This window comes from Halomonas sp. SSL-5 (assembly GCF_030708455.1).
GTDB lineage: Bacteria > Pseudomonadota > Gammaproteobacteria > Pseudomonadales > Halomonadaceae > Halomonas.
Genome location: NZ_JAUYWF010000015.1, coordinates 1 through 20725, shown reverse-complemented (window position 1 = coordinate 20725; position 20725 = coordinate 1). Strand labels below are relative to the sequence as shown.

The window sequence follows — 20725 nt, the reverse complement described above, 5'->3', positions numbered from 1 at the left end:
GGCGGCACGCCATAACGCAACCGCCCCGCACGAGGGCGGGGCGGTGCTTGGCGGAGGCTCGGCTTGGTTTAGAAGCGGTAGCCGATGGCAGCTGAGACCAGGTCAACTTCAAGGCCTACCCCATCGGACTCGATGTCATAACGCTCGTATTCGAGGCGCATGATGGCTTGATTCACTACATATTCGGCACCGATGCCGTAGAAGGGGTCAGCGCCATCATCGCTGGAAGTCAGAGAGCCGCCTCCCCAAACAGAGTTTTCACTTTCGTCAAGTTCAGCATCCCAGGCGATCATGCCCAGCTTGCCGTAAACACTGAAGCCATTCTGAATCGGCAGTTTGCCAACCAAACCAGCGGTAAACCCTTCGATGCCAAGCTCAGACCGGCCTGCGTAACCAGGAGCTGAGGAACTGGCTGTAAACTCACCGAAGTTGGCGTACCCAGCCTCGATGGCGAAATTGGGATTGAACTGGTAACCGGCGAACAGCTTATAGGCAGTATCGCTATCATCCGAGCTGACATTCGGATAGCCCCAGCTTTCGTAGTAGCCCGCCATATCAAAATCCAGTTCGGCATTGCCAAGACCGACCCCAACATACGGCCCCTCGTTGGGGTTGTACTGATAGCTCTGGGCGAAGGCGGGGCTGGCGACGAGGGTGGCCAGGGCGGCGGTGGCGATCAGACGTTTCATCATGCGCTCCATTGCATGGTGGGTGCAGGCAGCGCCTGCTGGGTTGGGCAAGCGGCGAAAGCCGTCTACCCTGATGTAAGATCCTGTGAAAGGATGTAACCTCGGGCATTCTAGAAGCTAACCATGGTTAGTGCCATACCCGATGCATCGGTTATCTGGTACTGGCAGGGCGACAACGGCAGCAGAGACTGCAGGGAGCAGGGGAATGAAAGCGATGGGCAAGCGGACCTTGATTTTCTTCGCGCTGGCGCTGGTGGCGCTGCTGGGCACGACGCCGGCGGTGGCCCAGGAGCAGCGCATGGAGGCCCGGCCGAGCGGCGGGGCGATGATCGCCGATGCGGTGATCGCCCGGCCGCTGCTGGCGGCGGCCACCGTGGGTGGCACGGCCATCTTCCTGGTCACGCTGCCCTTTACCGCCCTGGGTGGCGGGGTGGATGGCGCCGCCGAGACGCTGATCAAGACCCCGGCCGAGGCGGCCTTCCGCCGCTGCCTGGGCTGCACGGTAAGCAAGCGCGCCGACGAGCTCTAGGCCGCCAGGCGCAAGGCCTTGTCGCCGTTGCCGCGATATCAAGAAACGCCGACGCCCCGCTCGCAGGAGCGGGGCGTCGGCGTGTCGGAGGGCGGGTCGTCTATGCGCCGGCAGCGTCAGGCGGCGGTGATGCGCTCATACTTGGCCATCAGTTCCTCACGGCTCTCCTCGCGCTGCGGGTCGAGGGGAATGCAGTCCACCGGGCAGACCTGCTGGCACTGCGGTTCGTCGTAGTGGCCGACGCACTCGGTGCACAGCGCCGGGTCGATGACGTAGATCTCCTCCCCCGGCGAGATGGCGCCGTTGGGGCATTCGGGTTCGCAGACATCGCAGTTGATGCACTCGTCGGTGATCATCAGGGCCATGGGGGTACCTCACGGAAGTCGCTGGCCGCGGCCGTCGGGATCTGCTCGGTGCAATCCCGAGCCTTGTGGTCAGGTATTGTAAAGGCTCTTCAGCGCCGCGGCGACCCTGGGATGGACATGTTGCGATACATCGCCGCCCAGCTTGGCGATCTCGCGGACCAGGGTGGAGGAGATGTAGGAGTTCTCCACCGCCGGGGTCAGGAATACGGTCTCGAGCTCCGGCATCTGGGCACGATTCATGTTGGCCAGCTGCAGCTCGTACTCGAAATCGGAGACGGCACGCAGGCCGCGAAGCAGGACGCGCGCGCCCTGCTGCTGCATGAATTCGGTCATCAGCCCCGAGAAGCCGACCACCTCGATGTTGTCGAGCCCGGCGGTGACCTCCCGGGCCAGGGCGATGCGCGAATCGATATCCAACGCCGGGCCCTTGCCGGGGCTCGTGGCAATGGCCACCACCACCCTGTCGAACAGCCGCGAGGCGCGCTCGATCAGGTCGAAGTGGCCGTTGGTGATGGGGTCGAAGGTGCCGGGGTATATCGCGATGTTCATCGCCGTCACTCCTCGAGTCGGCCGAAGGGATTGTTTACCGCCAGGGAGACCGGGCGGGCGTAGCCGGGGATCTGGACCTCGGTGTCGCTGAGCGTGAGCTCGGGGCCTTCCAGCACGCCCTCGCCGAAGCGGTAGCGGGGGGCGAAGCGCCCCTGGTCGGCCTGGCGGCGATAGGCGGCGGCGGCCTCGCGGGTGGCCTCGCGGCGTACCTGCCAGGCGGCCACGGCGGCCTCGCCGTGGCGCTGCACCAGCAGGCGTTCGGTCACGCCCGGGGAAAGCAGCACGCCGGTGGCGTTGTTGCCGCCGAAGCCCTTGGCATTGATGAAGGCGGCATCGGCCTCGAACGGCCGTGTCTCGCGGGAGAGTCCCAGGCGCTCGGCGTGGACGTCGTCGGCCACGGCGTCCAGGGTGGGGATGCCGGGCAGCAGGCCGTGGGCGAAGCTGCCCAGGGCGCTGGTCAGCTGGTCGCCGGCGGCGCTGCCCTGGGAGTGGCCGACGAAGGCCTTCACCGCCACCACCGGCCACGCCTCGATGCCGTAGGCCCGCGCCACCAGGTCGAAGACGTGGGACTCGGTCACCCGGTTCTTGGGCGTGCTGGTGCCGTGGGCGTGGAGGAAGGTGCGTTGGCGCAGGGCCTGCTCGCCGAGCATCTCGCGCACCAGGGAGGCGGCCTTGCCCAGGGTGATGTAGTTGCCGATGCCCGGCGCGGAGATCGAGCGCTTCCAGCCGTCGGCGTTGACGAAGACATCCGGCACGCTGCCCAGGATCTCGGCCCCCACTTCGAGTGCCAGGGCGTCGTCCATCAGCATCACGAACTGGCTGGCCTCGGCGATGGTGAAGCCACAGTTGCGGGCGAAGGGACGGCAGGCCTTCTGGTAGTCGGCGTCGGTCAGCAGCTCCAGGGCATCCAGGGCGCGCAGGCTGTCGTCGTCGGCCAGCGCGCCCATGGAGCGGAAGCCCTCGATGATCTCCGGGGTGACCGGGGCATCGGCGGTGCCCACCATCACCACCCGGCGGCGGCCGGCGCGGATGTCGTCGACCCCCAGGCGCAGGTTATAGAGGAAGCTGGCGCAGGCGCCCATGGCCGCGCCGGTGCCGCCCACGCTGCCCAGCACGTAGGCGTTGAGGAAGTCGGCGGGCATCTGCCCGTAGCCCAGCGGCATCTGCTTGGAGGTGGCGCGCTTGCCGGAGACGAAGCTCTTGAGCAGGCCGCCCCAGCCCTCGTCGTCGAGCTGGCCGATGGAGTTGCCGGCATAGACGGCGACCTCGTCGGGGTCGAGACGGTCGCGCAGGGTGTCCCAGGAGAGGCCGCTGTCGCCCAGGCAGTCGCTGGCGGCGAAGATCGCCATGGAGAGTCCGCGCGGGTGGTGCACGCTGCGGTAGAGCGTGTTCGGCTCGAAGCCGCTGGGCAGTTGGCCGGCGGCGCGCACCTGGGCGGGGCGGTGCTCCGGCAGCATCACGTCCATCTCGCCGGCCGGTACCGTCACCTCGAGCAGCTTGCGATCGAGTTCGCGTACCTGCCAGGTGGCCGGCAGATCCTGGGGCAGCTGGCGACGCCGGATGCGGAAGGTCAGAGGGGCGTCCAGCGCCAGGCTGGCCCGACGGTTGGCGGGCAGGCCCTCGGCGTTGAAGCGCGGGTCCTCGATGCGGCGGATCAGGGTGTGGTCGAGGACCTGCTGGCGGGTCTGCTCGACAATGGCGCCGGGATCCAGGGGGCGCCCGTCCGCGTCCTGCCAGCCGCCGTCCTCCTGGCCGCTGGCCAGGCGCATCATGGCGGCCAGGCCGAGCAGGGTGCGGGCCTGGTCATCGGCGGGCAGGGCGTCGAGCACGGTACGGCGAAACGCCTGGTGGCCCGAGGTTCTGCCGGCAGGGTTCACGCCGCCCATGCCGACGATCACCGGTAAGTGTGACAAGCCGGATTCCTCGTTGTGCTGTTGGTGTCTACGAGTACGCTATTGATCGTGGATCATAGCACCCGGCCAGCCGCGGCGTCATGCGGCCGCCCGGGTTGGGCGGCCTGTTGCTAGCCGTTCTGTTCGATGCCCTGTACGTACCAGGGGGCGCCATCGCGCAGCTCGCGCATCAGGTGCCAGGTCTCGTTGAACTCGTTGTGTTCGCCGTTCTCGTCGAGGATGCCGTGGAAGATCACCGTGGCCTCGGCCTGCTGGCCCACCTCCTGCACCATCCCCAGTTCGGCGAACAGGCGCACCACTTCGGTGCGGTTATTGGCCGGCTGGCTGGCGCGCTCCTCGCGTAGCAGGTTGTAGAGCTCCGGGGTGACATACTCCTGGATGCCGGCGAAGTCATTGTTGTCCCAGGCCCGCTGCAGGGTCATGAAGTGCTCCTTGGCGCCGCCCAGGAAGCGCTCGCGGTCGAACCACTCGGGCTCGCCGGCGAAGGCGCCACCGACCGGGGCGCCGCTGGCCTGGAAGGGCTGGGCCGTGGTGGCGCCGCTCGTCTCCTCGGCGCTCGGCGATGGGCCACCCGCCACGGCTGGCCGCCGGCGCGCCAGCAGGCGGAACAGCAGGAAGGCGATGCCGGCCACCAGCAGGATATCCATCAGCCTCAGTTCATCGAAGGCGCCGCCGAAGAACAGCGCGGCAAGCAGGCCGCCGGCGAGCAGGCCGCCCAGCATGCCGGGCATGCGCGAGCCGGCGCGGCCCTGGGTGGCGCGGGTGCCGGTGGCCTGGCCCTGAGTGGCGGCCGGCTGCTGCTGCACGCTGCGTGACTGGGTGCCGAAGCTCTTGCCGCCACCCAGGCGGCGGGCCTCGGCGTCCTGCAGGGCCGGGCCCAGGGTGAAGAGGCCGGCCACCAGCATGATCAGCAGGTGGCGCAGCAGGGAGGTATGGGTGAATCGTGAGGTCATGGGCGTGTCGTCAGCTGTGAGGGGAGGGATGAAGAGTCGAGTCAGACCATTCTAGCGGCTATTCTTGGGGCTTCCATGATAAACGCACAATAGGGGAGCGAGCGCCATGCGCCTGACACGAGAAGAGAGCCTGCTGCTGGTCGTCGACCTGCAGGCGGGCCTGCTGCCGGTGATCGAGCACGGCGACCAGGCGGTGAACGAGGCGGCCTGGTTGGGCGGCCTGGCCGAGTCCCTCGAGGTACCGGTGTGGGTCACCGAGCAGTACCCCGAAGGGCTGGGGGGGAGCGAGCCGCGGCTACTCGAGGCACTGCCGGGGCACCGGCTGTGGCAGAAGCAGACCTTCGATGCCTGTGGCAACCCGGAGTTTGTCGCGGCCCTGGCGGAGAGCGGCAAGCGCCAGGTGGTGCTGTGCGGCAGCGAGGCGCATATCTGCGTGATGCAGACCGGGCTCGGGCTGCTGGCGGCGGGTTATGAGGTCTACTGGCTGACCGAGGCCTGCGCCAGCCGCCGTGCCGGCGAGGCGCGCCTGGCCAGGGAGCGCATGGTGCAGGCCGGGGCGGTGGCGGTCAGCGCCGACATGGTGGCCTACGAGTGGCTGCACCGCTGCGACGACGAGCGCTTCAAGCAGGCCCACCGCCGCTTCCTCAAGGCACGCGCCTCGCGGCCGCTGGTGTTTGCCTAGCCGCGATGCCTTGGGAGGCCTTCGGCCTCCATTCGCGCAGGATCTGCGCTCCCACCGGTAGCGTGGGAGCCCGATTTATCGGCGATGGAGGGAAGCAACGACGAACGGGGCTCCCCTGCCGGCTTAGGCGGCGCCTTCGGGGCGGGTAAACACCAGGGTGTCGCCCTCGCTCATGGCGGCGTTGTAGGTGTAGCCGGCCACGTCGAACTCCTTGAGGCCCTCCGGGTCGTCGAGGCGCTGGCGGATCATCCACGCCGCCATCAGGCCGCGGGCCTTCTTGGCGTAGAAGCTGATGATCTTGAGCTTGCCGTTCTTCTCGTCCTTGAACACCGGGGTGATCACCCGCGCCTCGAGTTTTTTGGTGTCGATCGCCTTGAAGTACTCGTTGGAGGCGAGGTTGACCAGCACCGGGCTGCCGCTGTCCGCCACGGCGCGGTCGAGTTCGGCGGTGAGGGTCGCTCGCCAGAAGGCGTAGAGGTCCTTGCCCGCCGGGTTCTCGAGCCGGGTGCCCATCTCCAGGCGGTAGGGCTGGATCAGGTCCAGCGGGCGCAGCAGGCCGTAGAGGCCGGAGAGGATGCGCAGGTGTTCCTGGGCGAAGGCGTTGTCGCCGTCGTCGAAGGTGGCGGCCTCGAGACCCACGTAGACGTCGCCCTGGAAGGCCTGGGCGGCCGGCTTGGCGTTCTGCGGGGTGAAGGGCGTGTGCCACTCGCCGTAGCGGGCGGCGTTGAGGGCGGCGAGCTTGTCGCTGATGCCCATCAGCTCGCTGAGACGCTGGGGCGAGTAGTCGCGCAGGATCTCGATCAGCTCGTGGCTCTGGTCGAGGAAGTCCGGCTGGGTATGGCGGGCCGTGGTGGCCGGGGTCTCGAAGTCCAGCGTCTTGGCGGGCGAGATCACGCTCAGCATGGGGCGCTCCTGAATCCGGTGGGGTCGCGTCGAGTATACCAAGGGCGCCCCGCCCGAGGGGCTATCGCGGTGATAGCCGCCGGGCGGGAGGCCGCCTCAGGGAGCCGGGTTAGCGTAGCGGCGATGCACGTCCTCGATGGCCTCGAGCACCTCGCCGTCGAGGCGCAGGGACTCGCTGGCCAGGTTGCTCTCCAGTTGAGCCATGGAGGTGGCGCCGATGATGTTACTGGTCAGGAAGGGGCGCGAGTTGACGAAGGCCAGCGCCATCTGTGCCGGGTCGAGGCCGGCCTCCCGGGCGATCCCCACGTACTCGGCGGTGGCGGCCTGGGCCTGGGGATTGGTGTAGCGCTGGAAGCGCTCGAACAGGGTCAGCCGGGCCCCCTCGGGGCGGGCGCCATCCAGGTACTTGCCGGAGAGCGTGCCGAAGGCCAGCGGCGAGTAGGCCAGCAGCCCCACCCGCTCGCGGTGGGCGATCTCGGCCAGGCCCACCTCGAAGCTGCGGTTGAGCAGGTTGTAGGGGTTCTGCACCGAGGCGACCCGCGGCAGGCCCTGGGACTCGGCCAAGTGAAGGGCACGCATCACGCCCCAGGGGGTGTCGTTGGACAGCCCGATGGCGCGTACCTTGCCCGCGTCCACCAGCTCCTTCAGGGCGGCCAGGGTCTCCTCGAGCGGGGTGGCGTCCTCCTCATCGTCGGGAACGTAACCGAGCTTGCCGAAGAAGTTGGCCTTCCGCTCCGGCCAGTGCAGCTGGTAGAGGTCGACGTAGTCGGTCTGCAGGCGCGCCAGGCTGTCGTCGATGGCCTGGTGGAGATGCTCGCGGGTCAGCCGCGGGCCGCCACGGATATGCTCGAGGCCGGGGCCCGCGGCCTTGGTGGCGATGATCACGTCGTCGCGGCTGCCGCGACGCTTGAGCCAGTTGCCGATGTAGGCCTCGGTGCGGCCCTGGGTCTCCGCCTTGGGCGGCACCGGGTACATCTCGGCGGTGTCGATGAAATTGATGCCGAAGGCCACCGCACGGTCGAGCTGCGCGTGGGCCTCGGTCTCGCTGTTCTGTTCGCCGAAGGTCATGGTGCCCAGGCAGAGGCGGCTGACCTCGATGCCGGTATCGCCCAGCGGTCGCGTCTGCATCCTGGTGTCCTCGCGGTTCTGGAATGGAGTCGGCATGGTAGCCAGGCGCCACCGGGGCGGCAAATGCCGGGGGTTGAGTCGCCGCGGGGGCGGGCGTATGCTGGCCGCCCGTTATGCCCCGGGGACCGGGGTGGGCCAGATGTCAGACGCCGCGCACAGGGTGGTGCCGGGTGTCTTTTTCTCGCGATACAGGATTCGGTGGAAGGCCATGACACAGGCATCATCACTTTTCACCCGGCTCGAGTACCGCCTGGCGGAGCAGCTCTTCCATACTCGCTGGCTGCCGCGCTCGCCGCGCACCCAGCGCCTGACCATGCACCTCTTCCAGCGCTGTGCCGACGCCGGCCATCCGGCGGCGCTCTCCACCTATGGGCATATGCTGTTCCACCGTGGTATGTCGCCCCAGGACAAGGCCCGCGGTGCCCGCTATGTGCTCGAGGCCGCCCACGCCGGCGACTCCCGTGCCCAGTACCAGGCGGGGCAGATCTACGAGAATGGCTGCGCCCTCTATCCGCGCCGTGACGACCATGCCGTGACCTGGTACGCCCGCGCCGGCGAGGCGGGCCATCCGCTGGCCGCCCAGCGCCTGGCGCGGGCCTACCGCGAGGGCCAGTTGGGCCTCGCGGTGGACGCCGAACGTGCCGCCCACTGGCAGTGCCTGGCCGACCGCGCCGCCGGATTCGGCGAGGCGCTGGACAGCGTGGAAGACGAGACGCGACACTAGCCTGCGAGGCGCCGGTCCGACGGCGCTCTTCCTTCCGTGGCTGCCTGAGGACCCTGCCCGCCGTGACGCTACCGACCCTGCTCGATATCGAGGCGTCCGGATTCGGGCGCGGCAGCTACCCCATCGAGGTGGGGCTGGCCCGACCCGATGGCAGCAGCTGCGCCTTCCTTATCCAGCCCCTGGCCGAGTGGACCCATTGGGATCCCAAGGCCGAGCTGCTCCATGGCATCAGCCGAGCCCGCCTGCAGCGCGAAGGGCATCCGGTGCGCCAGGTGGCACAGTGGCTCAATGACGAACTCGGCGAGCTGAAGATCTGCTACAGCGACAGCTGGGGCTACGACAACACCTGGCTGTCGCTGCTGTTCCATCATGCCGGCATGTTGCCGGCATTCCGCCTGGAAGCGCTGCGCAAGCTGCTCGGCGAGGAGCAGCTGGCGCTGTGGAAGCCTACCAAGGAGGCGCTGATCGAGGAGCTGGGCATCCACCGGCATCGCGCCGGGGAGGATGCCCGGCTGCTGCAGCTTACCTACCAGCGCACCCGCGAGCTGGCCGGCGAGGCCTGATTCAGCGAGCCAGCCGGGCTTCCAGCATATCCAGCAGGTCGAGGGGCTCGCTGGCGTCGAACAGCTCGGCGCGGGTGCGGGCGTTGAGGAAGCCCTGTTCCACGGTGTTGTCGAGGAAGGCCAGCAGTGGCGCGTAGAAGCCTTCGCTGTCGAGCACGCCGATGGGCTTGTCGTGGAGCCCGAGATAGTGCCAGGTCCAGGCTTCGAAGAACTCCTCCAGGGTGCCGATGCCCCCTGGCAGCATGATGAAGGCGTCGGCATGGGCCGCCATGCTGGCCTTGCGCTCGTGCATGTTGTGCACGTGGATCAGCCGGGTCAGGCCGCGGTGGGCCTGTTCACGCTCCACCAGATGGTCGGGCATCACCCCGATGACCTCGCCGCCGGCATCCAGGGTGGCATCGGCCAGGGCCCCCATCATTCCGATACGGGCGCCGCCATAGACCAGGCTGTGGCCGCGGCGCGCCAGCGCCTCGCCCAGCCGGCGGGCGTCGGCCAGGTACTGCGGGTCACGGCCTTCCCGTGAGCCCAGAAAGACGCAGAATCTTGACATGCTCTTCTCCTTGGCAAGAACGGTCATCCTGGCGCGCCTGGCGTATCGCCGCAACCGTGAACCACAACGACGAGGGGCGCCATCAGGCGCCCCTCGTTACCGCGTGGCCCTGTTTCAGCGGGCGGCGTCGGCGTCGCGCTTGATGGCCTCGCGCAGCAGCTTGACGCCGACCACGGAGATGCCAAGCATGCTGACGATCAGGGCGAGGCTGGCAATGACATGGGTATCGACGTACATCGAGGGCTCCTTGTTGAGCATCTTATGGTCAGGGGGTAGAGGGTAAGGAGTGCGCTGGGTGCTTCAGGGCAGGCAGTCGGCCACGCCGTACTCGGTGTCCATCCAGCGGCCGATGACGTTGTCGCCACACAGGTGGTGGGCATACTGGGTGTGCAGGCAGCGCACCTGGTCCCAGTTGGCGATGCCGCCGATACCGCGCTCCGTGAGCACGCCATCATAGCCGAGCCGGATTACCTCAGCCTTTTGTGTCTCGCTCATGTGTCCCCAGCGCGCGGCGACATAGTCGCGATGGCTTTCATGGTAGGCGGCGAGCAGCTCGGGCTCCTCCTGCAGGCGGGCCTCGAGCCGCTTGATGGCGCCGTCGGCCTCGATGCGCGAGATCACCACCTTGAGCAGCTCGGAGCTCAGCCAGTAGAGGGTCGGGAAGGGCTTGCCGTCGACGATGGGCGCCATGCGCAGCACCAGCGGGGTGCCCTCGCCATCGGTGGCGGACACGGCCTCGATGCCGCGGGGGGCGCGGCCGAGCTGCTCGGTGATGATCGCCAGCTGGCGAGGATCGGGCGGGTTATCGGTCTGGATCACCATCGTCGGGGCCCCGTAGAAACTTGTTGGACTCGCCTACGGCCAGGAAGAAGGCACGATTGAGCTGATCGGGGGTGGGCACGTAGGACCACTCCCGCTCGCAGTATTCCGCGGCCCGCGCCATCAGCACGTCATGGAGTCGATTGAACGGCGCATCATAATCGTAGGGGTCGGCGCCGAACAAGCGGATATGGGGGTAGTCGGCGAAGCGCTCGATGAAGTAGCGCAGCAGCTGCGCCTCCATGGCGCGGTGGCGCTCGGTGTCCTCCGGGTCCAGCCAGAGGGTGTAGCGGATGGCCATGGTGGGCTCCTGTGCAGGGTTATCTCAGTTGGCGGACCCGCTCTATGACTAGTCCCCGGCGCCTCTGGACAGTGTAGCCAGGCGTCCGCCGGTAAGCCGGAGCAGGTCGGCAGGCGCCAGGCGGATCTCGAGCCCGCGGCGGCCGCCGCTGACGTGGATCGCTGCCAGGGCCTCGGCGCCGGCGTCGAGGAAGGTGGCCAGGCGGCGTTTCTGGCCCAGCGGGCTGATGCCTCCCACCACGTAGCCGGTGGCGCGCTGGGCCTCGTCGGCCTCGGCCATCTGCGCCTTGCGGGCGCCGGCGGCACGCGCCAGGGCCTTGAGATCGAGCTTGCGCGATACCGGCACGATGGCCACCGCCAGGCGGCCGTCGTCGAGCCGGGCCAGCAGCGTCTTGAACACCTCGTCCGGTGATAGCCCCAGTGCCCGGGCGGCCTCCTCGCCGTAGGCGGGGCTGCGCGGGTCATGGTCGTACTCGGCCAGGGCGAAGTCGACCCCGGCCTTCTCCAGCTGCTTCACGGCGGGTGTCATGCGGCGGTGGGCTCCTCCTGGAGGTGGGCTTCCAGCGCCTCGCGCAGCTCGCCCTCGATGGGCATGGCCTGCTTGGCGTCGTGGTCGAACTGCAGCATGACGGTGCGGCCCAGGTTGGTCATCTGGCCGTTCTGCCAGGCCTCCTGGGTGACGGTGAAGGAGCTGTTGCCGAGCCGCGAGACGTAGGTACGGACCTCGATATCGCTGCCGTACTGCAGCTCGGCCCGGTACTCGACCTCCATGCGGGCCATGATCAGCCGCCACTTGCGGGGGTCCAGGTCCGGGGTGAAGAGCCGGAAGAGGTCGTTGCGGGCCAGCTCGAACCAGGCCGGCAGGCGGGTGTTGTTGATATGGCCCAGGGCGTCGGTGTCATAGAAGGCGGGCTCGATGGTGCGGGTGAACATGGGGGAATCCTTGTTGTGGTGTCTCCAGAACGAACAGCTTTGCCCCGAGCAAGCGCTCGGTCAAGTTTTACGGGGAGGCCTGCCCCCGGCGCTCCTCACGCCGGTTGACCAGCCAGGCCTGCAGGCGAGTCCAGCTGACGAGCCACAGGGTGGCCACGGCGAAGCCGGCCAGGGTGCCCAGTGCCAGGCCCAGGGTGGGGTAGGCGAAGGAGACGCACAGCGCATAGCTGAGCAGCGAGCCGAGGCCCATCGGGTAGTGCTTGATCACCGTGGCCACCGGGCCGTGGCCGTGGGTCAGGTGCAGGATCACCAGGAAGGGATACATGGTGACCGGGAAGGCGGCCATCACGCCGGCCCAGGCGGCCGGCAGCACATGGGCCAGGCCGGTGATCACGAAGATGATCACGGCGGCGAGCAGGGCGCGCACCATCAGGGCGGCCCAGGAGAAGCGTCCGGTGGGGCGGGCCATGCTCTCCGGTACGCGGCGGTAGAGCCAGGTGAACAGGGCGATGGCGGCCAGGGTGGTGAGGGTGCCGGTGAGGCGGTCGAACTCCACCCGGGTCAGCACCAGGCTGACCGCCAGGAAGGCGGCCAGCCCCGCGGCGGTACCGGCCAGCACGCCGGGCAGCCCCGGGCGGCGCCCGGCCAGCAGGTAGCCGCCGCCCAGCGCCAGGGTGGCGGTGAAGCCGGCCAGGGTGTGGACGGCGCTCTCGGCGGCGAAGCCTGGCGAGAGCTCCAGGCCGATGAAGAACAGGGCGATGGCGGTGCCCAGCGGGTAGCCCGCCAGCAGGCCGGCGACGCGTGGACTGACACGCACGGCGATGGCGCCGAGACCCAGCACCATGCCGATCGAGACCACAAGCTTGGCCAGTTGCCAGCTCAGGGGAACGTCCATCTCGTTTTCCTTAATCCTTGTGAGGTCATACGGCCGCCATGGTAGCGGCGGCTCTGTATCAGGCGCAGTTCCTATATCAGGCGCAGTCCCTGGCGGTCGCGCCAGGCCGCGGGCAGGGCGTCTGCCAGGGACTCGCGCAGATGGGATGGCAGCGCCGATTCGGCCGCCTCCAGGGAGTCGAAGTCACGGTTGCGCAGCCAGCAGTAGGCCCAGGCGCAGGCCTCGTCGGCGTCTCGGGGGCGTGGCCGGGCGGGCATCTGTACCAGCAGGAAGGTGGCCGTCCGCGCGGCCCACAGCGGGATATCGTCGCCGTTCTCCGCCTCGCTCCAGGCCGTCAGGGTGGCGGCGTCGGGGGTGGCCTCCGGTAGGCCGATGCGCACCACCCGGGCGGTCTCGGCGAGCAGCAGGGCCAGGCGCTGCGGGGCGTCCTGGCCCAGGTCGCGCCACTGGGCCACCAGTCGCGGCATGCCGCGGCGCACCTTGGCATAGAAGTCTTCCTGGGGCATGGTCGAGGTCATGGGATTTTCCTGGCCGTCGATGAAAGGAGTGAGCGCATGGCGTTCGATTTTGCCACGCCGGTGGAGCGTCGGCATCCATCCGGTCACTGGCCGTCTCAGAAGTGGCATCGCTACGGCGACGAGGTGCTGCCACTGTGGGTGGCCGACATGGACTTCGTCTCGCCTCCGGCGGTGCTCGAGGCGCTGCGTGCCCGGGTCGATCACGGAGTATTCGGCTACGGTCTGGTGCCCGACTCGCTGCGCGAGACGCTGTGCGCCTGGAGTGCGGAGCACTATGACTGGGCCATCGCGCCGGAGTGGCAGCAGTGGCTGCCCGGGGTGGTGCCGGCGCTGCACCTGGCCAGCCTGGCGCTGACCCAGCCAGGCGACGGGGTGCTGACGGTGACGCCCATCTATCCGCCCTTCCTCAGGGTGGCCGAGCGCACCGGACGCACGCCCCAGCAGGCCCGTATGGGCGAGCCGTTGGCGCCGGGCGAGCCCTGGCGCCTCGACCTAGAGGCACTGGAGGCGGCGATCACCCCGCGCACCCGGCTGCTGCTGTGGTGCCACCCTCATAATCCTACCGGTCGAGTGTGGAGCCACGACGAACTGGCCGGCCTGGCCGAGCTGGTCGAGCGGCACGATCTCTGGGTGGTGTCCGACGAGCTGCACTGCGACCTGCTGCTGGAGGAGGGGGCCCGCCATGTGCCGCTGGCGGCGGCCTTCCCCGAGCTCGCCGCGCGCACGATCACCCTCTGGGCGCCCTCCAAGACCTTCAACCTGGCCGGGCTGACCGCCGCCTGCGCGGTGATTCCCGACCCCGCGCTGCGCCGGTGCTTCGCCGCCACGGCCAAGGGGCTGATGCCGGACGGCAACGTGCTGGGGCTGGTGGCCGCCGAGGCCGCCTACGCCCACGGCGACCCCTGGCGACAGGTGCTGCTCGAGGTGCTGCGCGACCACCGTCGCAGCCTGGCGGAGCGGGTGGCGCACTGGCCGGGGGTCGGCATGGCGCCACCGCAGTCCACCTACCTGGCCTGGCTCGACCTGCGCGAGGCGGGGCTCGGCGAGTCACCCCAGCAAACGCTGCTGGAGCGCGCCGGGGTGGCGCTCTCGGATGGCGCCGACTTCGGCCACCCCGGCTTTGCCCGGCTCAACTTCGGCACCACCGCCACCCAGCTGGAAGCGGCGCTCTCGCGGCTGGATGGGGTGCTGGCTCAGTAGAGCATGGCGAAGAGCTTGCGGCGGTAGCTGACCGTGAGCGGGTGGTCGGCACCCAGGGCATCGAAGACCCGCAGCAGGGTCTTGCGGGCGGCGTCGTCGCCATAGGCGCGGTCGGCCTTCATCAGTGCCAGCAGCCCCTCGAGGCCTGGCTCATAGTCGCCGTCGGCGACCCGGCGCATCGCACGCAGGTACTTCGCCTCGCTGTCGTCACGCTCGCCCAGGGCGGCCAGCTCCTCGGCGGAGGGGGCCTCCTCGCCGAACTCGATGCTGGCGCGCACCCCGCGGGCCGGGGCGGCATCGCGCTCCTCTGGCGGCAGGTTGTCGAGCACGCTGCGCGCCTCGTCGGCGCGCCCCTCGGCCACCAGGGTGCGGGCCAGCTCCACCTGATAGGGAGTGTGGTCCGGGTACTGCTGGGCGAGTTCCTGGTAGATGGCGCGGGCGGTGGCGGCATCGCCGGCGGCCAGCGCCTCGGCGGCCTGGTCTTCGGGGCTCGCCGGAACATCCTCCGGGGCGGGGAAGTAGCGGCCCAGCCACTCACGGATCTCCTTCTCGGGCAGTGCGCCCTGGAAGTGGTCGACCAGGCCACCCTGGCTGACCAGCTTGACGTCGGGCACCGAACGCACCCCCAGCTGGGCGGCGATCTCCTGGTTCTCCTCGATGTTGAGCTTGGCCAGCAGGAAGGCGCCCTGATATTCGCGGGCCAGCTTCTCCAGCACCGGCATCAGGGTCTTGCAGGGCTGGCACCAGGGGGCCCAGCAGTCGAGCAGCACCGGCACCTGCATGGACAGCTCCAGCACCTGCTGGATGTTGCTGGCGTCGACGTCGATGATGACCTCGGGAGCCTCGCCCGACTCGGCCTGACCAGGCTGCGACGGCGCCTCCTGTGGGGCACTGGTGTCGGCGGTGAGCGGCTCACCGGTACGCGGATCGACGATGGACATGGTTGGTATTCCCGGAAACGAGTGTGTTTGCTCAGGATATGCGGGTGGGGGCGGGCAGATTCAAGGGGTGGTGGCGTGCTGGGCAGGCTGTGGCCGCGACCGGATGAGGCAGCTGTGTCCTACGCTTCTTGCCACTGGGCGCGGTTGCGCCCCGTCTCCTTGGCGGCATAGAGGCCCTGGTCGGCGCGCTTGATCGCCGGTTTCAGGGTGGTCTCTCCGATGTTAACCAGCGTCACGCCCAGCGAAGCGGTGTAGGCCAGCGTGCCGTCTTCCATCGCGTCCTGACCGATCCTGACAGGGGTGGTGGCGACCGCCTCCCGCAGCCTCTCGGCGACCTGAAGGGCCTGCTCGCGGTTGGTGTCGGGCAGTAGCACGGCGAACTCTTCGCCGCCCATGCGGCACAGCACGTCGCCGTCGCGCAGCACCCGGCGGGCCAGGTCGGCAAAGGCCTGCAACACCAGATCCCCCACATCGTGGCCATGGCTGTCGTTGATGCGCTTGAAGTGATCGAGGTCGATGGCAATCAGCGTCAGCGGTGTCGCACTGCGCTCGGCGCGGGCGATCTCCATGGCCGCCTGGTTCTCCAGGTAACGGCGGTTACCCAGGCCGGTGAGGGGATCGGTGAGCGCCTGCTCCTCCAGGCGTGCCTCCAGTGCCTTACGCTCGCTCAGGTCGAACACCGTGGCGCGGGAGTACTGGAAGCCGTCCTCGGTCACTTGAGCGGTGGCCTGGATCGCTACCGGCAGTCGGCTGCCATCACGACACAGCAACTCGCACTCGGCGCTTCCTTCCTGGCCCTCGCCCAGCACCTGGCGGAAGGCGGCGTCGAAGGCCGCTCGGGTCTCGGGTGTGACGAAGTCACGATAGTGGAGCTTGTCGATCACCTCATCGGCGCGATAGCCCAGCCAGTCGAGCTCGGTACGGTTGATCTTGACCACCCGGCCATCGCCGTCGAGCGAATGGTAGCCACAGGGGGCGTGCTCGTAGAGATCCTGTACCTCACCGGCGTACCGACGGGCCTCGCGTGAGAACTGCAGGGCACGCTGTCGCAGGCCGCGCAGGCGATGGTTGCTCAGCACCCAGAACACACCGAAGGCCACCGACAGCAGATAGACCAGGGCGATGGCCAGCTGTTGTATGGGGTTCTGCTTCAGGAGCTCCACCAGGCTGGGTTTGGGTATCAGGATGCCGAGGCGCCAGGGCTGCGACTCAGGCTGACTCACGATCATGCCGGCCTGGCTGCGGTAGTGCTGGGTGCGAATGTCATGGCTGCGAAACCCGAGCAGATGATCGTTCAGCATGACCATGCCCTGGTTGCGTGCCGACATGGCCGCCCAGGTACCTGGCCTTCGGTTGCCAATCGAGTCCCCGAACTGATCTTCCCGACCCTCTTCGCCGGGTAGCAGCCATCTGCCCTGGGCATCTACCAGTAGCACTTCACCGCGGCCCGCCTCCCTGGCATGCGGCAGGTTGGCGGTGATTTGCGACCAGTCGAGGGTGAACAGCAGCACACCGAGGCGCTGCCCGCGGTCATCGACGATCGGTGTGGCGATGTCGATGACCGTGGTTACGGGCGCGTCACTGTCCCCGGAGGCCCCCAGGCGCGGGGGAGAGACATATAGGTCACGCGATTTTAGCCGCATGGCTTCCTGGAAGGTGGTCGTGGCGCCGTGTGCCACTACCGGCGGTCGCGGCAGGGTAGGCATCGCGGTAGTGGCAACCCACTCGAGCCCGCGAGTGTCGATCACCGCCAATCGCGTGTAGCGGCCGTAATGGGTCATCAAGGTGTCGAACAGCGCTTCCATCTGGTGCCAGTCTTGCTCTGCGGCGGGACCCCATTCCGGAGCTCTGGGGGTGGTCCGTCTGACCAAAAACTGCCGCAGCAGCGGGAGTTCCGCGGTGGCCAGCACCTGGTTGAAGCTTTCGTTCATGCTCCTGAGCAGCATGTCGTATTCGGCGTCGAGGAACGCTTCGGCCGTCTGGCGGCTGCTGTCGATCCGCTCCTCGAGGTGAGAGGCAAAAATCGGGTACAGGGTCATGCTGACCAAGGCCACGGGCAGCAGAATGGCGATCGCCAGGCGTGTCCAGAGCGTGTTGATGTTCAATGGTATGCCCATGAGGCAGTCAGCATAGTTGCCAGGAAGTCATCAAGAATGGGGCTCGGGCAAGCAGTCGGGCAGTTGCCGCAAGGCCGCTAGCGGTAGGGGGCGGGCAAACAGAAAGCCCTGGAGCAGGTCGCACTCGCGACGCACCATGTCCTCCTGCTCTTCCGGTGTCTCGATCCCTTCCGCCACCACCACCATGTCCATGTGGTGAGCCATGGTGATGACACCCTGCACGATGGCCGCGGTACGTCGGTCCGTCAGGGTCTTCTGCACGAAACTGCGGTCGAGCTTGACCTTGTGGGTGGGCAGGTCGCGCAGGTAGCTGAGACTGGAGAATCCGGTGCCGAAGTCATCCAGCGCCACACGCACGCCCATGGCCTTGAGTGTTTCCATCAGCTCGATCACCGGCTCGGCACCATCCAGCAGCACGCTTTCGGTCACCTCCAGCTCCAGCAGCTCGGGTGGCAGGCCGGTAGTGGCGAGGATGTGCCGAACCTCATCCAGGAAGCCGTCACGGTGAAACTGCAGGGAGGAGATATTCACCGCGACGGGGAGCGCTCTGCCATCATACGCCTGAAGTTCGGCCATCTCCTGGCAGGCCTGGCGCAGCACCCAACGTCCCAGGGGGATGATCTGCCCGGTCTGCTCGGCCAGCGGGATGAAGACCCCAGGGGAGATCAGGCCGCGCTGGGGATGATGCCAGCGGATCAGCGCCTCGAAGCCGCGCACGCTGCCGTCTTCGGCGGCGACGATGGGCTGGTAGTGGAGGACGAATTCCTCGTTGTTGAGGGCGGTGTAGAGATCGTGGCGCAGCAGCACCTCCTCCGCGGTGATTCGCTGGCCGTCGCCGCGGTACCACTGCCACGTATTGCGCCCCTGTTGCTTGGCGCCGCTCACGGCGAGGTCGGCATGCTGCAGCAGCTCCTGGGCATGGCCGATCTCGCCGTCGCTGGTGGCGATGCCGATGCTGGCGCTGATATGCACGGCATTCCCCTCCAGGTAGTAGGGACGGCTCAGCGCATCCAGCAAGCGGTCGGCCAGATGGGCGCCCGCCTCGCGACGGCGACCGGGCAGCAACAGGCAGAACTCGTCGCCGGCCAGTCGGGCGATGGTATCGCCGGGGGCGACCAGGCCGCGCAGCCGTTCGGCGACGGCGACCAGCAGGGCGTTGCCGACGGCGTGGCCCAGGCCATCATTGACCGCCTTGAAGCCATCCAGGTCCAGCAGCATCACCAGCAGCGGCTGGGAACTCTCTTGTGAATCGAGGAAGGCCGCTGCAAGGCGCTCGTCGAGCAGCGAGCGATTGGGCAGCGCGGTGAGCAGGTCGTGGCTGGCCTGGTAGGCAATCTGGGCCTCGTGCTCGCGCTGGCGGGTAATATCCTTGGCGATGCCGAAGACCCCCTGGGTCTCGCCCTCGACGATGATCGGCAGGGTGGTGAGGTCGAGGGCACGCAGCTCGCCGTCGCGGTGGGTGAGGGTGAGCTCGACGCGCCCCGGCTCGCCGGCCAGGGTGGCCTCGAACAGCGCCTGCAGGCGCGGGATGTCTTCGGGTGACAGCAGCACCGAGAAGTGCTCGCCCAGCACCTCCTCGTCGCGGCGGCCGGTGATCTCGCTGCAGGCGGCGTTGGCCGACACGAGGCGGCCCTCATGGTCGAGGGAGAAGACGCCGTCCGGGTGGTAGAGGTAGAGCGAGCGGAAGCGCTGTTCCAGGTCGTACTGCGCCTCCAGGCGCCTGCGTGCGGCGAGGAGTTCCCGGGAGCGCCCCAGCACCAGGCGTACCAGGCCCAGGCTCAGGGCCAGCAGGTAGCTCAGGATCAGTCCGGAGATGGCGAAGCCACCGGGCATCAGGCCGGCGCGCAGCATGGCGGGCAGGGAGTCCAGGTGCACCTCCAGTGTCAGCCGGGCGCCCCCCGGCAGCCCCACGTGGCGGGTGCCGAGGTGGGGCAGCGGGCGTACCGAGGCGGGCGGCGGCAGGCGGCCCGGCTGGCGAATCTCGAGCAGTGGCCGGGAGGTACGGACCTCGACCCGGAAGCGCTGGAGCTGCACGCCGAGCTCCTGGGCCAGCAGCTGGGCCAGGTCGAGCCGGGCGACCAGCTGACTGCCGGCATCGTCCACCGGGGCGGCGATCAGCAGCCGTGTGGGGGCGTCAGGCGCCGGCATGGCATGGGGTGCCTGCCAGGGCAGCGCCAGCCAATCGCCGACCTCGGCGCGCATGATCTCGTGGCGCAGGCGGCGCGGGTCGAGCAGGCGGGGTGCGCGCAGGTCGGCGATCCGCCCTTGCGGGGCCATCAGCACCAGCGCTTCCAGGTAGGGGGCGTGGCGGAAGTAGCTGTCGACATCGTGGGCGCGCAGCCGGTCGGCGCGGAGGGCGGGCTCCTGGCCCTGGCGCCAGGCCAGGCGTTGATATAGCTCCAGCTGGGCGGTCATTACCCGGCGGGCGTTGAGCTCGACGTTATCCAGCAGGGTCGCGGCCTGGCGGTGGATGGTGGTCTGGGCGTTCCAGGTCAGTACGTACCACGCCAGGCAGCTCGTCAGCACCCCGGCAACGGCGGCGACCTGGGTCAGCCGGCCCACCGGCAGCATGGGCCGCGGGCCGCGCCAGGCCACGCCGAGCAGGGCAACGCCGCCGAGCAGGGCGTAGAGGGTGGCGAGCATCGGCGCCGAGACGAAGCCCGCAGACCAGTCTGTGCGGCTGGCGGGCAGCAGCAGCATCGCCAGCGATAGCGCCCCGGTGAGCAGGGCCAGTACACCACTCCCAGCCCACAGCAGTCGACGCATTCGGCTGCCCAAGCCTGCGAGGCTGCACAGAGCGACCAGCAGCAGCAGGAGTGCCGCCACCGAGAGGATCCGTGGCCCGCCCGTCACCCAGGAACTCCCCTGCCAGGGCCCTCCGGCCCAGGCGTTGTGGGTCAGGGTGTAGAGGGTGATGGCGACCAGCGGTAGTGCCGCAGCGAGGCGCAGTCGAGGTGCCGTGAACAGCCAGCCCAGCACGCTGAGCCCGGCCAGGAAACCGGTGAGGGCGGCATCGGCCACCATCAGCCCACTCAGCGGGTAGGCCACGCCCAGTAGGTGGGCGACCAGGCCGGCACTGCCCAGGAGGGCGAAGGTGGCGGCGATCATCAGCAGGCCGATATCCATGGCCACATCGCGGATGCGGTAGGGCAGGTTGCTCTCCCCTGTGGGGATGGTGGCCGTCCTGGCGTGCATGGCGTGCTCCGTTTCAGTCGCCGACGACGCGGTTGCACCCCGTGTGCTTGGCGGCGTTCAACAGGTGGCGGATATCGGTCATCGGGGCTCCTGGGGCGGCCATGTCGCTATCGCCTCAGCTTGCGTGCTGTGGCCGGGAAGCTCAAGGGGGTCGAATCCCGGCGCATGGTGATGTCAGCGGCGGCCGCTGGTTCTGAAACGAGAGGGAACCGATGGCCTTCGGGTCATGGGCACGAAAAAAGCCGACTCCCGGAGGAAT

General features: G+C 68.5%; 23 protein-coding genes. 5 read left to right on the top strand and 18 right to left on the bottom strand.

Annotation, left to right across the window (positions count from 1 at the left end; translation table 11 throughout):
- Positions 1-68 precede the first annotated feature (68 nt).
- Positions 69-689: an outer membrane beta-barrel protein gene (locus RAN53_RS15720; RefSeq protein WP_305797741.1), complete on the bottom strand. Its 621-nt coding sequence runs from the start codon at positions 687-689 to the stop codon at positions 69-71.
- A gap of 205 nt (positions 690-894) precedes the next feature.
- Here RAN53_RS15720 and RAN53_RS15715 point away from each other — a divergent pair, with 205 nt between their 5' ends.
- The gene (locus RAN53_RS15715; RefSeq protein WP_305797740.1) at positions 895-1218 is read left to right on the top strand and encodes a hypothetical protein; all 324 of its coding nucleotides are present in this window, start codon (positions 895-897) and stop codon (positions 1216-1218) included.
- A gap of 116 nt (positions 1219-1334) precedes the next feature.
- On the opposite strand, the gene RAN53_RS15710 is transcribed toward RAN53_RS15715, so the two are convergent.
- The 4 genes from RAN53_RS15710 to RAN53_RS15695 all read right to left on the bottom strand — a co-directional run bounded on the left by RAN53_RS15710 (position 1335) and on the right by RAN53_RS15695 (position 4998).
- The gene (locus tag RAN53_RS15710; RefSeq protein WP_300273425.1) at positions 1335-1583 is read right to left on the bottom strand and encodes a YfhL family 4Fe-4S dicluster ferredoxin; all 249 of its coding nucleotides are present in this window, start codon (positions 1581-1583) and stop codon (positions 1335-1337) included.
- A gap of 69 nt (positions 1584-1652) precedes the next feature.
- Positions 1653-2132, bottom strand: a complete 480-nt coding sequence (coaD, locus tag RAN53_RS15705; protein ID WP_305797739.1) for a pantetheine-phosphate adenylyltransferase — start codon at positions 2130-2132, stop codon at positions 1653-1655.
- A 5-nt stretch (positions 2133-2137) separates the two neighbouring features.
- Complete coding sequence (locus RAN53_RS15700) at positions 2138-4018, bottom strand: beta-ketoacyl synthase (RefSeq protein WP_305797768.1); 1881 nt, start codon at positions 4016-4018, stop codon at positions 2138-2140.
- 137 nt (positions 4019-4155) lie between these two features.
- The gene (locus RAN53_RS15695) at positions 4156-4998 is read right to left on the bottom strand and encodes a Tim44 domain-containing protein (protein ID WP_305797738.1); all 843 of its coding nucleotides are present in this window, start codon (positions 4996-4998) and stop codon (positions 4156-4158) included.
- Positions 4999-5104: 106 nt separating this feature from the next.
- On the opposite strand from RAN53_RS15695, the gene RAN53_RS15690 reads away from it, so the two are divergent.
- Positions 5105-5680 carry an isochorismatase family protein gene (locus RAN53_RS15690; protein WP_305797737.1) on the top strand — a complete coding sequence of 192 codons (576 nt, stop codon included), beginning with the start codon at positions 5105-5107 and terminating at the stop codon, positions 5678-5680.
- 123 nt (positions 5681-5803) lie between these two features.
- Here the strand turns inward: RAN53_RS15690 and yaaA are convergent, their stop codons facing one another.
- Positions 5804-6583, bottom strand: a complete 780-nt coding sequence (yaaA, locus tag RAN53_RS15685; RefSeq protein WP_305797736.1) for a peroxide stress protein YaaA — start codon at positions 6581-6583, stop codon at positions 5804-5806.
- A 96-nt stretch (positions 6584-6679) separates the two neighbouring features.
- Positions 6680-7711, bottom strand: a complete 1032-nt coding sequence (locus tag RAN53_RS15680) for an NADP(H)-dependent aldo-keto reductase (RefSeq protein WP_305797735.1) — start codon at positions 7709-7711, stop codon at positions 6680-6682.
- Positions 7712-7919: 208 nt separating this feature from the next.
- Here RAN53_RS15680 and RAN53_RS15675 point away from each other — a divergent pair, with 208 nt between their 5' ends.
- Complete coding sequence (locus tag RAN53_RS15675; protein ID WP_305797734.1) at positions 7920-8435, top strand: tetratricopeptide repeat protein; 516 nt, start codon at positions 7920-7922, stop codon at positions 8433-8435.
- 62 nt (positions 8436-8497) lie between these two features.
- On the top strand, positions 8498-8998 hold the full coding sequence (locus tag RAN53_RS15670; RefSeq protein WP_305797733.1) for a hypothetical protein: 501 nt from the start codon (positions 8498-8500) through the stop codon (positions 8996-8998).
- A gap of 1 nt (position 8999) precedes the next feature.
- Here the strand turns inward: RAN53_RS15670 and RAN53_RS15665 are convergent, their stop codons facing one another.
- The 8 genes from RAN53_RS15665 to RAN53_RS15630 form a co-directional block, all read right to left on the bottom strand.
- A complete protein-coding gene (locus RAN53_RS15665; RefSeq protein ID WP_305797732.1) occupies positions 9000-9548 on the bottom strand; it encodes a TIGR00730 family Rossman fold protein in 549 nt (182 codons plus the stop codon).
- A 114-nt stretch (positions 9549-9662) separates the two neighbouring features.
- The gene (locus tag RAN53_RS15660) at positions 9663-9785 is read right to left on the bottom strand and encodes a hypothetical protein (RefSeq protein WP_305797731.1); all 123 of its coding nucleotides are present in this window, start codon (positions 9783-9785) and stop codon (positions 9663-9665) included.
- Between the two features lie 63 nt (positions 9786-9848).
- The gene (locus tag RAN53_RS15655) at positions 9849-10370 is read right to left on the bottom strand and encodes a DUF501 domain-containing protein (protein ID WP_305797730.1); all 522 of its coding nucleotides are present in this window, start codon (positions 10368-10370) and stop codon (positions 9849-9851) included.
- A complete protein-coding gene (locus RAN53_RS15650) occupies positions 10351-10668 on the bottom strand; it encodes a hypothetical protein (protein ID WP_305797729.1) in 318 nt (105 codons plus the stop codon). The genes RAN53_RS15655 and RAN53_RS15650 overlap by 20 nt, the downstream gene beginning before the upstream one ends.
- Before the next feature lie 48 nt (positions 10669-10716).
- Positions 10717-11196, bottom strand: a complete 480-nt coding sequence (gene ybaK, locus RAN53_RS15645; RefSeq protein WP_305797728.1) for a Cys-tRNA(Pro) deacylase — start codon at positions 11194-11196, stop codon at positions 10717-10719.
- Positions 11193-11600 carry an acyl-CoA thioesterase gene (locus RAN53_RS15640; RefSeq protein ID WP_305797727.1) on the bottom strand — a complete coding sequence of 136 codons (408 nt, stop codon included), beginning with the start codon at positions 11598-11600 and terminating at the stop codon, positions 11193-11195. The genes ybaK and RAN53_RS15640 overlap by 4 nt, the downstream gene beginning before the upstream one ends.
- Positions 11601-11667: 67 nt before the next feature.
- Complete coding sequence (locus RAN53_RS15635) at positions 11668-12495, bottom strand: hypothetical protein (RefSeq protein WP_305797726.1); 828 nt, start codon at positions 12493-12495, stop codon at positions 11668-11670.
- Positions 12496-12566: 71 nt separating this feature from the next.
- A complete protein-coding gene (locus RAN53_RS15630; protein WP_305797767.1) occupies positions 12567-13001 on the bottom strand; it encodes a hypothetical protein in 435 nt (144 codons plus the stop codon).
- A gap of 48 nt (positions 13002-13049) precedes the next feature.
- Between RAN53_RS15630 and RAN53_RS15625 the strand changes: the two genes are divergently transcribed.
- Positions 13050-14213, top strand: coding sequence for a MalY/PatB family protein (locus RAN53_RS15625; RefSeq protein ID WP_305797725.1), 1164 nt, complete (start codon positions 13050-13052; stop codon positions 14211-14213).
- Here the strand turns inward: RAN53_RS15625 and RAN53_RS15620 are convergent.
- From RAN53_RS15620 to RAN53_RS15610, 3 genes are all read right to left on the bottom strand, one after another.
- Positions 14207-15154, bottom strand: coding sequence for a tetratricopeptide repeat protein (locus RAN53_RS15620; RefSeq protein ID WP_305797724.1), 948 nt, complete (start codon positions 15152-15154; stop codon positions 14207-14209). The genes RAN53_RS15625 and RAN53_RS15620 overlap by 7 nt on opposite strands.
- Positions 15155-15273: 119 nt before the next feature.
- Entirely contained in the window at positions 15274-17271 is a 1998-nt protein-coding gene (locus RAN53_RS15615) for a diguanylate cyclase (RefSeq protein WP_305797723.1), read from the bottom strand.
- A gap of 30 nt (positions 17272-17301) precedes the next feature.
- Positions 17302-20466 carry a GGDEF domain-containing phosphodiesterase gene (locus RAN53_RS15610; RefSeq protein WP_305797722.1) on the bottom strand — a complete coding sequence of 1055 codons (3165 nt, stop codon included), beginning with the start codon at positions 20464-20466 and terminating at the stop codon, positions 17302-17304.
- Positions 20467-20725 lie beyond the last annotated feature (259 nt).

Coding starts and splice junctions, on each gene's coding strand:
- RAN53_RS15610 (WP_305797722.1), bottom strand. CDS start 20,466: ATGCACGCCAGGACGGCCACCATCCCCACAGGGGAGAGCAACCTGCCC.
- yaaA (WP_305797736.1), bottom strand. CDS start 6,583: ATGCTGAGCGTGATCTCGCCCGCCAAGACGCTGGACTTCGAGACCCCG.
- RAN53_RS15625 (WP_305797725.1), top strand. CDS start 13,050: ATGGCGTTCGATTTTGCCACGCCGGTGGAGCGTCGGCATCCATCCGGT.
- RAN53_RS15630 (WP_305797767.1), bottom strand. CDS start 13,001: ATGCCCCAGGAAGACTTCTATGCCAAGGTGCGCCGCGGCATGCCGCGA.
- RAN53_RS15665 (WP_305797732.1), bottom strand. CDS start 9,548: ATGTCAAGATTCTGCGTCTTTCTGGGCTCACGGGAAGGCCGTGACCCG.
- RAN53_RS15715 (WP_305797740.1), top strand. CDS start 895: ATGAAAGCGATGGGCAAGCGGACCTTGATTTTCTTCGCGCTGGCGCTG.
- RAN53_RS15640 (WP_305797727.1), bottom strand. CDS start 11,600: ATGTTCACCCGCACCATCGAGCCCGCCTTCTATGACACCGACGCCCTG.
- RAN53_RS15615 (WP_305797723.1), bottom strand. CDS start 17,271: ATGGGCATACCATTGAACATCAACACGCTCTGGACACGCCTGGCGATC.
- RAN53_RS15720 (WP_305797741.1), bottom strand. CDS start 689: ATGAAACGTCTGATCGCCACCGCCGCCCTGGCCACCCTCGTCGCCAGC.
- RAN53_RS15660 (WP_305797731.1), bottom strand. CDS start 9,785: ATGTACGTCGATACCCATGTCATTGCCAGCCTCGCCCTGATCGTCAGC.
- RAN53_RS15700 (WP_305797768.1), bottom strand. CDS start 4,018: ATGGGCGGCGTGAACCCTGCCGGCAGAACCTCGGGCCACCAGGCGTTT.
- RAN53_RS15620 (WP_305797724.1), bottom strand. CDS start 15,154: ATGTCCATCGTCGATCCGCGTACCGGTGAGCCGCTCACCGCCGACACC.
- RAN53_RS15680 (WP_305797735.1), bottom strand. CDS start 7,711: ATGCAGACGCGACCGCTGGGCGATACCGGCATCGAGGTCAGCCGCCTC.
- RAN53_RS15635 (WP_305797726.1), bottom strand. CDS start 12,495: ATGGACGTTCCCCTGAGCTGGCAACTGGCCAAGCTTGTGGTCTCGATC.
- RAN53_RS15695 (WP_305797738.1), bottom strand. CDS start 4,998: ATGACCTCACGATTCACCCATACCTCCCTGCTGCGCCACCTGCTGATC.
- RAN53_RS15655 (WP_305797730.1), bottom strand. CDS start 10,370: ATGGTGATCCAGACCGATAACCCGCCCGATCCTCGCCAGCTGGCGATC.
- RAN53_RS15650 (WP_305797729.1), bottom strand. CDS start 10,668: ATGGCCATCCGCTACACCCTCTGGCTGGACCCGGAGGACACCGAGCGC.
- RAN53_RS15690 (WP_305797737.1), top strand. CDS start 5,105: ATGCGCCTGACACGAGAAGAGAGCCTGCTGCTGGTCGTCGACCTGCAG.
- RAN53_RS15710 (WP_300273425.1), bottom strand. CDS start 1,583: ATGGCCCTGATGATCACCGACGAGTGCATCAACTGCGATGTCTGCGAA.
- RAN53_RS15675 (WP_305797734.1), top strand. CDS start 7,920: ATGACACAGGCATCATCACTTTTCACCCGGCTCGAGTACCGCCTGGCG.
- ybaK (WP_305797728.1), bottom strand. CDS start 11,196: ATGACACCCGCCGTGAAGCAGCTGGAGAAGGCCGGGGTCGACTTCGCC.
- coaD (WP_305797739.1), bottom strand. CDS start 2,132: ATGAACATCGCGATATACCCCGGCACCTTCGACCCCATCACCAACGGC.